Origin of the sequence: Streptomyces sp. B21-083 (assembly GCF_036898825.1) — a bacterium.
In the GTDB taxonomy this organism is placed as follows: domain Bacteria; phylum Actinomycetota; class Actinomycetes; order Streptomycetales; family Streptomycetaceae; genus Streptomyces.
Genome location: NZ_JARUND010000001.1, coordinates 5,137,681 through 5,150,744, shown reverse-complemented (window position 1 = coordinate 5,150,744; position 13,064 = coordinate 5,137,681). Strand labels below are relative to the sequence as shown.

Annotated in this window: 9 protein-coding genes; 5 read left to right on the top strand and 4 right to left on the bottom strand. The window is 73.0% G+C overall.

Features of this window, described 5'->3' with window-relative positions; translation table 11 throughout:
- Positions 1-108 precede the first annotated feature (108 nt).
- Positions 109-1,281, top strand: coding sequence for a glycoside hydrolase family 64 protein (locus tag QA861_RS23130; RefSeq protein WP_334590201.1), 1,173 nt, complete (start codon positions 109-111; stop codon positions 1,279-1,281).
- On the opposite strand, the gene QA861_RS23125 is transcribed toward QA861_RS23130, so the two are convergent.
- Positions 1,274-5,050: an nSTAND1 domain-containing NTPase gene (locus QA861_RS23125; RefSeq protein WP_334590200.1), complete on the bottom strand. Its 3,777-nt coding sequence runs from the start codon at positions 5,048-5,050 to the stop codon at positions 1,274-1,276. The genes QA861_RS23130 and QA861_RS23125 overlap by 8 nt on opposite strands.
- A 246-nt stretch (positions 5,051-5,296) precedes the next feature.
- Between QA861_RS23125 and QA861_RS23120 the strand changes: the two genes are divergently transcribed.
- A complete protein-coding gene (locus QA861_RS23120; protein WP_334590199.1) occupies positions 5,297-6,094 on the top strand; it encodes an NPP1 family protein in 798 nt (265 codons plus the stop codon).
- Positions 6,095-6,307: 213 nt separating this feature from the next.
- Positions 6,308-7,552 (top strand): amidohydrolase, encoded by a 1,245-nt coding sequence (locus tag QA861_RS23115; protein WP_334590198.1) that lies wholly within the window; start codon positions 6,308-6,310, stop codon positions 7,550-7,552.
- Positions 7,553-7,949: 397 nt separating this feature from the next.
- Here QA861_RS23115 and QA861_RS23110 read toward each other — a convergent pair whose 3' ends face one another.
- Positions 7,950-9,332 carry a hypothetical protein gene (locus QA861_RS23110; RefSeq protein ID WP_334590197.1) on the bottom strand — a complete coding sequence of 461 codons (1,383 nt, stop codon included), beginning with the start codon at positions 9,330-9,332 and terminating at the stop codon, positions 7,950-7,952.
- A 128-nt stretch (positions 9,333-9,460) separates the two neighbouring features.
- A complete protein-coding gene (locus QA861_RS23105; RefSeq protein WP_334590196.1) occupies positions 9,461-10,684 on the bottom strand; it encodes a PP2C family protein-serine/threonine phosphatase in 1,224 nt (407 codons plus the stop codon).
- A gap of 167 nt (positions 10,685-10,851) precedes the next feature.
- Here QA861_RS23105 and QA861_RS23100 point away from each other — a divergent pair, with 167 nt between their 5' ends.
- Positions 10,852-11,283, top strand: coding sequence for a hypothetical protein (locus tag QA861_RS23100; RefSeq protein ID WP_334590195.1), 432 nt, complete (start codon positions 10,852-10,854; stop codon positions 11,281-11,283).
- A gap of 22 nt (positions 11,284-11,305) precedes the next feature.
- On the opposite strand, the gene QA861_RS23095 is transcribed toward QA861_RS23100, so the two are convergent.
- Positions 11,306-11,743 carry an SH3 domain-containing protein gene (locus QA861_RS23095; protein WP_334590194.1) on the bottom strand — a complete coding sequence of 146 codons (438 nt, stop codon included), beginning with the start codon at positions 11,741-11,743 and terminating at the stop codon, positions 11,306-11,308.
- 176 nt (positions 11,744-11,919) lie between these two features.
- On the opposite strand from QA861_RS23095, the gene QA861_RS23090 reads away from it, so the two are divergent.
- The gene (locus tag QA861_RS23090) at positions 11,920-12,858 is read left to right on the top strand and encodes a hypothetical protein (RefSeq protein ID WP_334590193.1); all 939 of its coding nucleotides are present in this window, start codon (positions 11,920-11,922) and stop codon (positions 12,856-12,858) included.
- The last annotated feature ends 206 nt before the right edge of the window (positions 12,859-13,064 follow it).

The following is a 13,064-nucleotide window of genomic DNA, read 5'->3' as shown; positions in this document are numbered from 1 at the left end:
TTCACGCGAGCAGCCTGAGAGCGCTCTCAGAAGGTGGTCGGAAGCTCTCGGGAAAGCGACACGAGGAGGACGAACGTGTTTGCCCAAGGGAAAGTACGGAGCGTACTGGTGCCCCTGGTCGCCGCGGCGGCCGTCGCCACGGGGCTCACGGCGGCGGGGCCCGCGCCCCACGCGGAAGCCGCGGTGCCCACGACCATCCCGCTCCAGTTCCGGAACGACTCCGGGCGCGGTGACCAGGTCTACGTCTACAACATCGGGACCCTGCTCTCGACCGGCCAGCAGGGCTGGGCGGACGCGAACGGCACGTTCCACGCCTGGCCCGGCGGCGGCAACCCGCCGACCCCCGCGCCCGACGCGTCGATCACCGGGCCGGCCAACGGGTCGTCGATGACGCTCCGGATGCCGAAGTTCTCCGGCCGCGTCTACTTCTCCTACGGCCAGAAACTCGTGTTCAAGCTGACCACCGGCGGCCTGGTCCAGCCAGCCGTGCAGAACCCCTCCGACCCCAACGCGAACATCCTCTTCAACTGGACCGAGTACACGCTGAGCGACGCCGGTCTGTGGATCAACAGCACACAGGTGGACATGTTCTCGGCCCCCTACGCCGTGGGCGTCAAGAACACCTCCGGCACCGTCAAGAACACCGGCCATCTGAAGGCGGGCGGCTACGCCGGGTTCTTCAACGCCCTGAAGGGCCAGCCCGGCGGCTGGGCCAACCTCATCAGAACCCGGTCCGACGGCACCATCCTGCGCGCCCTCTCGCCCGGCCACGGCATCGAGTCAGGCGCCCTGCCGAGCACCGTCATGGACGACTACGTCAACCGCGTGTGGACCAAGTACGCCAGCTCCACGCTGACGGTGACCCCGTTCGCCGACCAGCCGGGCACCAAGTACTACGGCCGGGTCTCGGGCAACGTCATGAACTTCACCAACGGCGCCGGCGCTGTCGTCACCAGCTTCCAGAAGCCCGACGCCGACAGCATCTTCGGCTGCCACAAACTCCTGGACGCACCGAACGACCTGGTGCGCGGCCCGATCTCCCGCACCCTGTGCGCCGGCTACAACCGCTCCACGCTCCTGACCAACTCCAGCCAGCCCGACACGAGTTCGGCCGGCTTCTACCAGGACGCCGTGACCAACCACTACGCCCGGAAGATCCACGCCCAGATGGCCGACGGCACGGCGTACGCCTTCGCCTTCGACGACGTCGGCCACCACGAGTCGCTGGTCAACGACGGCTCACCGCAGACGGCGTACATCACCCTCGACCCGTTCAACTGACGCACACCCGGCGGTACGCCACCTCCGGAACGTAAACCCGCCACTGCTCCCGCGAAAGCTCCGCCCCCGTGCCCGCGCGGGCGCACATCCGGGCGACCGCGCGCTCCGGATCGACGGCGTACCGCTGAAGCGGGACGTGCGCGCTCCCCGCGTACAGCGTGCCGCTGTCGGGGCTGAAGGCGAGGGTGTCGACCGGCTCGCCCGGCGTGGTCAGCGGGCCGCCCAGGGGCTGCTGGGTGGCGATGTCCCAGAGCTGGAGGGTGCCGGCGCCGCCGCCGACCGCGAGGGTGGCGCCGTCGGGGCTGAGGACCAGCGCGCTCACCGCTTCCGGTTCCGCGCCCAGGGGAGCGGGGAAGACGTTGCGCAGGATGCCCGTACGCTCGTCCAACTCCCCGTCCCACAGGGCGACGCGGCCGGTCAGGTCGCCCGCGGCGAGGCGTGAACCGTCGGGGGAGAAGGCGAGGGCGCTGATCTGTTCGCCCTGGACCAGGCCCTTGCCGGTGACGTTCCCCGTGCGGGGATCCGCCGTGCGGTTGTCACCGACGAGGAGGCCACCGGCCGGGTGCACGGCCAGGTGGCCGCTGGTGAGCCCGGTCAGGACGGTGGTCCTGCGGCCCGTTCCGGTGTCCCACGCCTCGTCGCGCAGGGCGCCCAGGACCGGCATCCGGGCCGCGTACACGGTGGAGCCTTCGGGGCCCAGGGCCAGGGCGATCACCGGGGCGGCGGACTCGGGGGTCGCGAGTTCCAGGGTCGCCCGGACCCGGTCACGGGTCAGGTCCCACACGGTGAGGCGTTGCGGGGACGCCTCCCTGCCGGGCGCGGAGACACCGTAGGAGAGCGCGTGACCGTCGGGGCTGAACGCGAGGAGGGCCAGCGTGTCCTCGGGGATCACGGGGGTGGCGGGGTCCGCCGAGACGGGCGGGGGCGGGGCGGGGAGGGTGCGCAGGAGGCGGCCGTCGGAGGTGGCCCGGAGTTCGAAACGGTAGCGGGCGCCGGTGGTGCGTTCGGGGTTGAGTTCGGCGGTGGCGTACGTACGGGCGTCGGGGCTGACCCGTACCGCCGCCCGCGCGTCCTGGTGCCAGGCGGGGGTGACCGCCATCCCCAGTTCCAGGCAGTGGACGGCGCCGCCTTCGAGGTAGCGCAGGGTGGTGCGGCGGACGGGGTCCCACGAAATCGCGTACAGGTGCTGGTTGTTGAGGGAGTGCCGGAACACGGGGGCCGCCGGGTCGGACAGCCGCCACACCCGGATCTCGGCGCCGCCCGCCGTCGCGAGGAAGGCGCCGTCCGGGGTGAACGCGGCCCGCCCGGCGCCCGGTTCGTCGAGGTGGGCGATCTCGCGGGCGGACGCGGTGTCCCACACCGTCACGCCCGACTCCGAGAGCGCGGCGAGCCGGTCGCCGCCGGCACCGAACACCAGGGCAGTCGCCTCCACCTCCTCGCACAGGCCTCGGGCGCGGTCCCAGGGGCCGGGTCGGACGCGTCGGCGGGCGATGTCCCAGACCTGCGGGGAACCGCCCTCGGGGCAGACGGCGGCCAGCCGGCCGTCGGCGCTCACGGCCGGGGTCACCAGGCCCGCCGCCCGGCCCTCGAACAGCACGTGGCCGTCGGTGACGGACCGCAGACGTACCCGGTCGTCGTAGATGTCGCTCACGATCTGGGCGCCCGCCGCGAGGTCCGTGACAGAGGTGAGGGAGAGGGGGCGCGGATCTCCGGTCCAGCGGCCGGTGGCCGTGTCCCACAGGCGGATTCCGGCGTCCCCGGCGATCGCGAGGACCCGGGCGTCGGGGCCGGCCGCGATCACCTCGCCGGCCGGCAGCGGTCCGGAGCCGGTGCTGCGGACCCCGGCCACGTCCCAGGTCCGCCAGGTGCGGCCGGCGGCGCTGAGCAGCGTACGACCGGAGTCGGCGAGGAACCGCGCCGGGCTGTCACCGGGCGCCGGGTCGGTGAACACGGCGTGTTCCGCCTGGGCGAGGGAGCCGAGCAGCGCCCGGCGGGCCTCCGGGAGCGGCGAGACGCGCCAGGCGGCGACGCTCAGCAGCATCGCGGTGCGCGGGTCGGTCGTCCGCATCGCGTCGGCGAGGTCCGCGACCCGGCGGGCGGCGATGTCGGTGTGGTGGCGCGCGTTGTCGGCGCCCAGGTGCCAGGCGGCCAGCCCACCCAGCAGAGCCAGCGCCAGTACGGCGGACAGCGCGGCGACCAGGACGCGCGAGCGCCGGGTGGTGCGGGCGGCGGCCCGGGACTCCGCGACGCGGGCCGCGAGCGCCGCGTCGAGGAACTCCCGCTCGGCCGAGGTGAGCCGGCCCCCTTCGCCGGCCGGTTCCCCCGCGAACAGTTCCTCGGCGCGGGCCAGTCTGCTGCCCCGGACCAGCGCGCCCGGGTCACGGTCGTGCTCCAGCCAGAGCCGGACCTCCTCGGCCAGTCGCCGATGGTGGCCCAGCCACTCCCGGTCCGCCTCGATCCAGTCGCGCAGCCTCGGCCAGCAGGTGATCAGCGCCTCGTGGGCGAGCTGGACGCCCGTCTCGTCGGCGGTGAGGAGCCGGGCCCTGGCCAGCCGTTCCACCACCACGGGCACATCCGGGTCGGTCGTCGACTCCGCCAGTTCGGCCCGGGTCAGCGGGCGCCGGGTGTCGGCGCTGCCCTGCCCCGGCTCGACCATCCGCAGCAGCAACCGCCGTGCGCAGCGCGCCTGGGCGGGAGTCAGCTGCCCGTACACCTCCTCCGCGCTCGCCGCGATCGCCCCGCGCACCCCGCCCGCCGCCTCGTACGCGGCCAGCGTCAGCAGTCGGCCCCGGCGCCGCCGCCAGGTCTCCAGCAGCACGTGCGACAGCATCGGCAGCGCGCCCGGCCGGTCCAGGACCTCGTCGACGATCCGCGCGGTCAGCTCCCGTTCGACCAGGAGCCCGACGGCCGCCGCCGGTCTGGTCACCGCCTCCCGCAGTTCGTCCGCCGTCATCGCCCCGACCAGCAGCCCGGCCCCGGCGAGCGCGTCGGCGAACTCCCGGTGCTCGGCGCAGCGGGCGTAGAAGTCGGCCCGTACGGACACCAGGACGCGCAACCGGCTGTCCGGGGCGCGGGCGGCGAGCAGGAGGTCGACGAACCGGGCCCGCTCGGCGCGGTCGTGGCACAGGGTGAAGACCTCCTCGAACTGATCGACCACCACCCAGCTCTCCGGCGCGCCCTCGGCGGGGCTCAGCAGCTGCCCGTACGTCTCGGCGGGCCGCTCGCCGGGCGTGAACACCCGCACCACGGCGGGGCCGGACCGCTGCTGCCCCTGGCAGGCGCTCTCCTGCTGGAGGCGGGGTATCAGGCCGGCCCGCAGCAGTGACGACTTCCCGCTCCCCGACGCCCCGAACACCACCGCGAACCGGTGTTCCCGCACCAACCGCAGCAGCTCGACGACGAGTTCGTCCCGTCCGAAGAACAGGTCCCGGTCGTCCGAGCCGAAGGGGGCCAACCCCCGGTAGGGCGCCGAGGCCTCCCCGTCCTCGTCGCGGGCGGCGGCCACCACCTGCGTCTCGGTGTCCTTCCAGCGCGGCTCCCACACACCCGGGTCACCCCCGCACGCCTGTACGTATCCCTGGACCACGGCGAGGGAGGGCAGCCGCTCCCCGCGCGCCGCCTCGGACAGGGTCGCCGCCGAGAAGCCGGCGGCCTCGGCCATCCGCCGGTACGAGGGCGCGCCCGCCGTCCGCCGCAACTCCCGCAGCTCATGGGCGAACCGCTGTACGGGGCCGGCCTGCGGGTCCACAGGTCTTTCGGGACGCCCCATGAGCTCCACCCTCCCCATTCCCGGCCGGCACAGGAGCCACATCACAGGGAAAAACGGTCCGAGCGCCATACCTGTTCACAACAAATACGGGCGGGGCGGTGAAAACGAACTCCGGACGACGGAATTGAACGGCCTGATGAAAGGGGTGCCAGTCAACTTTCCGGCTGCCACTGTCTGTCCTGCCACGCCGGACGCACGGCTCGACCGACCGTATTCCGGCACGACAACAGTGGAGAGCACTCGCACATGTTCAAGGCATCCACGCACAGCAGCAGGACTTCCCGTCTCGGCCGGGCGGCACTCGTCGCGCTCAGCGCCGGCGCACTCACCGTCGGCTTCTCGACGAGCGCGTTCGCCGCGATCCTGACCGCGCTCCCGGCGAACGCGGCCACCTTCCAGAAGAAGTACATGCCGATGTGGGACTACGACACGGACAGCTGCTTCCCCGCGGCGGCCGTCGACGCGAGCGGAAAGCTCAACGGCGGTCTCGACAACACCGGTTCGATCACCGGAGGTTGCCGGACCAACCACCTCGGCAAGGCGAACACGTACTCGCAGGGCTGGTGCAAGAACGGCTGGTGCGCGTACCTCTACGCGCTCTACTTCGAGAAGGACCAGACGCTGGCCGGTGCCGACGCCTTCGGTCACCGCCACGACTGGGAGTCCGTGGTGGTCTTCCAGAAGCAGGGCGACGAGCGGCCCAGCTACCTCTCGGCCTCCCGGCACGGCGGCTACAGCACCCACCCGATAAACGAGGTGCCGATGGACGGCAACCACGTCAAGATCGTCTACCACAAGGACGGCGCGAGCACGCACGCCTTCCGCTTCGCCCAGTGGGGCGAGACCGCGGAGGCGTGGGGCGACGGGGGCTGGGACATGCCGGCCCTGGTGACCATGGAGAACATGGACAAGACGCCGCGCGACCAGCTGTGGAACTCCAAGTGGGGCAAAGCCAACTTCCCGCTGACCGGCAACTTCCAGAGCAACATCAACAAGGCCCGCGACGCCGACAGCCGGGCCGCGGCCGCCATCCCCGCGTTCTGACACCCGGGTTGGTTACGTCGGAGTTCGTGACGTCAGACTTCGTGGCCTCCGGGTCCGTGACGTCCGGGTCCGTGACGTCCGGGCCGTCCTGAGCAGCCGCCGGTGGGACCACTGCTCCCCCGCCCCGTCCCACCGGCGGCACCACCCCCTCGTCCCTCCCTGCCCCTGTCCCTGCCCCTGTCCGCGTCCCGGCCACGGGCATACGCTGCCCACGTGACCTCTCCCGTCTCCCGCACCGCGCTCGACCTCACAGCCGACCTGCCCGTCCCGGCGCTGGAGGACCTCTACCGCGACCTGCACCGCCACCCCGAGCTGTCCCTGGCGGAACACCGCACGGCGGGCCTGCTGGCCGGGTCCCTCCGGGAATCCGGGTACGAGACGACCGAGGGCGTCGGCGGCACCGGTGTCGTGGGCGTCCTGCGCAACGGCGACGGCCCGACGGTCCTGCTCCGCGCGGACCTGGACGCGCTCCCCGTCCCCGAGGAGACCGGCCTGCCGTACGCCTCCACCGTCCCCGGCGTGATGCACGCCTGCGGCCACGACCTGCACGTGACCTGGCTGGCCGGTGCCGCCCAGGCCCTGTCGGCGGGCCGGGACACCTGGAACGGCACACTGGTGCTGGTCGGCCAGCCCGGCGAGGAGACCGGCGAGGGCGCGCGGGCGATGCTGGCGGACGGCCTGTACGACCGTTTCCCGCGCCCGGACGCCTTGTTGGCGCAGCACGCGGCGCCGGGTCCGGCCGGCCTCTATCCGCATGTCCCCGGTCTGATCATGTCGGCTTCGACGGACGTCGACGTGATCGTGCACGGCAGGGGCGGTCACGGCTCCCGCCCGGAGACGACGGTCGACCCGGTGGTGACGGCCGCCTACCTCGTCACGCGCCTCCAGTCGGTCGTCTCGCGTGAGATCGCGGCCCGCGACTCCGCCGTCCTGACGGTCGGGATGATCGAGGCGGGCACCCGGCACAACATCATCCCGGCGACGGCCCGTATCGCCCTGAACCTGCGCACCCAGTCCGACGACGTTCGCGATCGCATGCTGGCCGCGATCAGGCGTATCGCCCAGGGCGAGTGCCTGGCGGCGGGCTGCCCGAGCGAGCCGGAGATCCGGGTCGGCGCGACCTTCCCGCCGACCGTCAACGACGCGACGCTCGACGAGCGGGTGGCCTCGGCCCACCGCGAGGCGTTCGGCGCGGCCACGGTCTTCGACCCCGGGCCCGCCATGGGCAGCGAGGACTTCGCCCACCTGGCGACGGACGGACTCCCGTACTCGTACTGGTTCGTGACGACCACACCGGGCGACGTGTGGAACGCGGCGGAGGGCGGCGACGACCTGATGGCGAGGCTCGCGGCGGTCCCGAGCAACCACAGCCCCCTGTTCGCACCGGACCTCTCGACGGTCGCACCGGGGGTACGGACGCTGGTCTCGGGTGCGCTGACGGTGCTTTCGGCGACCTAGCGCCCGCCGAGAACGGGCCCAGGACGGGCTCAGGTCCGGCCCAGGGACGGCCCAGGACCGGCTCCGGGCCGACTCCGGACCAGCTCAGGACCGGTTCCGGGCCAGCCCAGGACCGGCCCAGGACCAGCTCCGGGCCAGCCCAGGACCGGCTCAGGACCGGCTCCGGACCGGCTCAGGACCGGCTCAGGACCGACTCAGGACCGACTCAGGACCAGCCCAGGACCGACTCAGGACCAGCCCAGGACCGGCTCAGGACCAGCCCAGGACCAGCCCAGGACCAGCTCCGGGCCAGCCCAGGACCAGCCCAGGACCAGCCGGACCAGCCAGGACCGGCTCCGGGCCAGCCCAGGACCAGCCCAGGACCAGCCGGACCAGCCAGGACCGGCTCCGGAGGTGTCTACCCCGGCACGTGCTGGGCGGTCCTCGTCGGCTCTCCGAGCTTCTCCAGTTGCCGCTCGGCATGTCGTACGGCTCCTTCGCGCCGGCCGGGCACGCGGCGCCGCAACTCCACGACCACCGGCCCCAGTTCACGCGCGTCGGCGCTCTCACCGAGGCTCGTCCACTGGTGGTGGGCCCGGTCCACGGCCGCCTCGACAGCGGGCGCGTCCGACGCCTGCCCGGCGCTGAGCCGCGTACCGGCGACGGTCAGCCAGGCCCGGCAGCTCCGGGCCGGGTCCCCGGCGAACATCGCGAGATCGGCCCGGACCTCGGTCCAGTGCAACGCCTCCTCGGAACCGGGCCCATGCTCCCGGAAGGCGGCCTGCTCCCACTGGGCGGCGAACGCGTCGGCGTCACCGTGCTGTCCGGCCTGGACGGCGGAGGTGATGAAGGAGTGCGGGTCGGTGTCCTTCCCGCCTCCGGCTCCGCCTCGCCACGGTGACTCTCCGGCTCCGGCGGGCATGTCCAGCTCGTCCGGTGCCGCTTGAGCGCCGGCCCGCAACTCCAACCCGCCGGGCGCCACTTGAACGCTGGGTGCCTCTTGAGCGCCGGCCCGCATCTTCAGCCCGTCCGGCGTTCGAGGACGAGCGCGTTCAGCGCGAACCGGGGGTCTGGGGGCGGAGCCCCCAGGTACGGATGGGACGGGTAGGGGCGGCGGGGGCGAAACCAGCCCGGCCAACGCGTCCCACGCCAGCACCACATCCCCGTAAGCCGCCCCCTCCGACGACAGCCGCCCGAGCGCCTGCTGATGCAACTGCCCCGCCTCGGGCCGGTGCCCGCTGCGCAGAATCGTCGCGACCGTCTTCATGTACGTCGGCACAGCCACCGCCCGCCGGGGCGGCGGCGGAGCAACCCTCCCGTACACGCTCACCCCACGCCCTGCCGCGAACGCCCGCCCCGTGACGTACTGCCACGCGGCGGCATCCGCGTGCAGGTCGAGGAAGAGCGTCGTCGTCCCCGGCGCCCGCAGCCGCAGCTCCTCGGCGATCCAGTGCCAGGGGAACGCGGTGTAGCGGACCGTCGCGGGGGTCGTACGGGCCAGGGCGAGATGTGGAAGGTGCTGTTTGCGGTCGAGTTGGAGCTGTCCGGTGAGGAAGACGGTGAGCGGCCCGGGGGTCACCGCGGCGGCGCGCAGCCGGGTCAGGACGGCCTGCGGCTCCAGCGGGTCGGCGAGTTCGACGACGTTCGCGGTGTCGGTGCCGGCCAGCACGGCGGGGGCGACGGCGGCGAGGACGGGCAGCACGGACGCCGCGTCCACGAGACATCCCTTGCCCACGGGCGAGGCGGCGAGCAGCAGCGCGGTTCCGGTCGTCGAGCCGAGCGAACCCGGTTGTCCGGCCATGGTCCCTCCCCTCACGTCCTTCACGTCCCTCACGGCGGTCCCGTGCCTAGACAGCACCGTAACCGGTGCGACTGCGAAGGGGGATTGGCGGGGGACGGGCGGGGGATCGGCGGGACGGCTATGGCCGCCTATGGACGGCTTGTACCGGAGACAGGGTCTGCCGCCCGCACCGCGAACACCGTCGTGTCGTCGGCGAGACGCCCCCCGCTGTGCCGCAGCGTGCCGTCCCGGACGAACGCCACCAGCCGCTGCGGGTCGGCGATGTGCGGATCGTGGGCGACGGCGTCCGCGACGCGTTCGCGCAGCGGGAAGAACGTGCCGTCGGCATCCCGGGCCTCGGTGACGCCGTCGGTGACCAGGAGCAGGGTCTCGTCGGCGGCGAGCGGTACCCGGACCACGGACGGCAGCCCGCCGCCACCCGGGGTCAACTCGCTCAGCCCGAGCGGGAGGGCGTCCCCCGGCGGCAGGCTCCGTACGCCGTCGGGTGACACGATCAGGGAAGGCTCATGCCCGAAGTTGACGACCTCGATCTCGACCCCGACCCCGGCTTCGGCAACGAGCCCGGCGGCCGTCGCCCGCCGCTCCTCGGGGAAGCCGATGAGGACGGCGGTGGCGAACCGGTCGCCCTCGTCACGGTCACCCTCGTCACGGTCACCCTCGTGCCGGCCGAGGACGGCCCGGTAGCGGACGTGCCGCAGCATCCGTACCTCCAGGCGTTCCGCGACGGTCGCGAGCGCCGGTTCGTGGTACGCGGACTCCCGGAACGTGCTGAGCAGGGCCGCCGCCGCCTCCACCGCGTCGAGCCCCTTGCCCTGTACGTCACCGATGAGGACCCTGGTGCCGTGCGGGCCGGGCTGGATGTCGTAGAAGTCGCCGCCGACACGGGCGACGGCGTCGGCTGCGAGATAGACCGCCGCGTGGTCGAGGCCGCCCCAGCCCGGCGGCAGCGGGCGCAGCACCGTACGGCGGGTGGTCTCGACGACGTCCCGCATGTGCAGCATGCGCCGTTCACCGCGCAGCCGGACCATGCAGGCGAGGACGGCGAGCAGCCCGCCGAGGCCGACGAGGATGAAGTCGGGCAGCCCGGTCTGGTACTGGTGGGGCCAGGCACCGTCGAGGAGGACATAGGCGACGAGGGACAGGACGGCGAAGACGACGGTCCCGGCGACCCGGCAGAGCGCGGCGGCGATCCCGGGCACCAGCACGATCCAGGAGATGATCCGGAACTCACCGGTGGTGTTCCAGTCGAGGACCGCGATCACGATCAGCAGCACCAGCGGCGGCACCCAGCCGACACGGCGCCCGGCGACGACGGGCGACGAGAAGGCGAGGCCCTCGTCCCGGCCCACCACTCCCCTCGTTTCCCTTGACCCCCTCGTTCGCCTCGATCCCACCGGACCCTCCGGGCCCACCGGCTTCATGGAATTCAGCGAAACACGGCCGACCCCCGCTGTCGACTTGCCAGCGGACCTCTCCAGGTGTGCTCTGGAGGGCGGGGGCGAGGAGAGAGGACACTCTCATGGCTCAGGCAACGTCCGGCATCCCCGGCAAGGCCGGGACTCCCGACATCTTCAGCGCGCGGGCCCACCTGGCCGCGAACCGGGCCCTGCCCGTCGTACTCGGGCTGGTCTACGGCTTCTGGGCCGCGGCCAACCGGCGCGGCGGCGGTCCCATCACCGGCTGGAACGTCCTGTTCGGCTTCGTGAGCGCGCTGGCGTTCATGGCGGTGCTCATCGGCGTACGGGCGGTGGCGCCGCGACTGCGGCGCGAGTTGCACGCGGTGGCGTGGGGCGCGTTCGCCGGGGTCGCCTTCGGGTTCATCTACAGCCAGACCGGGGCGAGTGTGCTGCGGTCGGCCGGGAACTCGCTGGTGGTCGCGGCATCCGTGTCCGCGGTGCTGTTCTACCGCTACTACACGCACGAGGACGCGGCCGGCCACCGGGTGGGCTGACCCGGTCACCGGGTCGCTCGTCTCAGCCGAAGGTGACGTTCCAGTTGAAGCTGAACGTCCCCGAGGCGCTCCAGTGGCCGTCGTCCTTCCACTCCGGGCACGGGTCGGCGCAGGTCGGCACCGACCGGTGCCCGGTGTCGATGTAGACGGCGCTCGCCCAGGCGTTGACGCCGGGCAGCCAGTACCAGTACGGGTTCCCGCGCACGGTCTGCCCGACGACCTTGCACTCGACGCGCCCGTGGCTGTCCGGAGCGAGCCGTGCGACGACGCGCGAGTGGGTGGTCGGCTGCTGCCGCAGGTTCAACTCGCCGACGGAGACGACGGTGCCCCGGACCCCGGAGCCGTGAGAGCCGTGGGAGCCCGCAGGCGCGGCGGCCATCGCCGTACCGACGGGCACGGCCAGGATTCCGCCGGTGAACAGGGCCGCGGTCAGGGTCCGCAGAGCCGGGGTGGTGCGCATGTCTGCCTCCTCATCCCCGAAACCCCCCGTGTCTCCCTGTCGCCCTCTCCCCAAAACCAGGAAACACCCGTTCGGGTGAACGCTCCACCGGAGGCTCCCCCGCCGAGGCTTGTCCCGCACACCCATATGCAGTCAACCGACTCGCGCTCCCGGCCGCCGGGCCCTTGCCTGGAGGGGTGACCCATCGTCTCCGGAGCGCCCTGTCGGCCGTTCTCATCGCCCTCGCGTGCGTCCTGCTGCCCTTCGGCGCGCTCTCGGCCTGGGCGGCGTACGGGCTCGCCGACACCGACCGTTACGTCACCACGATGGCGCCGCTCGCCCGGAATCCGTACGTCCAGGACGCCATCGCGGACAACGTCGGCGCCGGGATCGTGCATGCCGTCGACGTCGGCCCGCTCGAAGGCACGGTCAACCACTTCGTGCAGGACGCGGTGCACTCGTTCACCCGCACCGAGGCCTTCCGCACGGCCTGGGACACGGCGAACCGCGCCACCCACGAGGCAGTGCTGCGCGCCCTGCGCAACGACCCCGCCGGGCAGGGCCCCTACGGCAGTTACGGCGGCGAGGCAGCCGTCACCATCGACCTTGCCCCCGTCACCGCCCAGGTCAAGCGGCAACTCACCGTCGACCACGTGCCGTTGGCGAGCCGCATCCCCGTCGCGCACACCGAGGTCGCGGTCCTGCCCGCGCAGGATCTCGTGCCGCTCAGAAAGGGTTTTCGCGTGCTCGAAGTCGCCGGTTTCTGGCTTCCGGTGACGGCCGGCGTCCTCGCCGTCACCGGGATCGCCCTCGCCGTCCGGCGTCGCCGGGCGATCACGGCGACCGCGCTCGGTACGGCCCTCGGCGGGGCCCTGCTCGGCGTCGCACTCGCGGTCGCGCGCCGTCTCACCCTCGCCGACATGCCGCCGGGCGTCTCCGCACCGGCCGTCGGCGCCGTCTACGACGCCCTGACGGCCACCCTCCGTACCGTCTCCTGGCTGCTGCTCGCCCTCGGCCTCGTCGTGGCCCTCGGCATGTGGGTCACGGAGCGCTACGGCCGCGCCGGGCGATCGCGGCGAGCGTCCGCAACGCCCGTACCAGCTCCGCTTCCGGAACCGACGCAAGCCCAAGCCTGACGGCACCCGGCACCCACTGCGAGCCCACGGCGAAAGCGTTCCCCGTCATGGCGACCGGCACGTGGATCACCCCGCGGTACGGCCCCGCCGGGCGATCGCGGCGAGCGTCCCCAACGCCCGTACCAGCTCCGCTTCCGGAACCGACGCAAGCCCAAGCCTGACGGCACCCGGCACCCACTGCGGACCCACGGCGAAAGCGTTCCCCG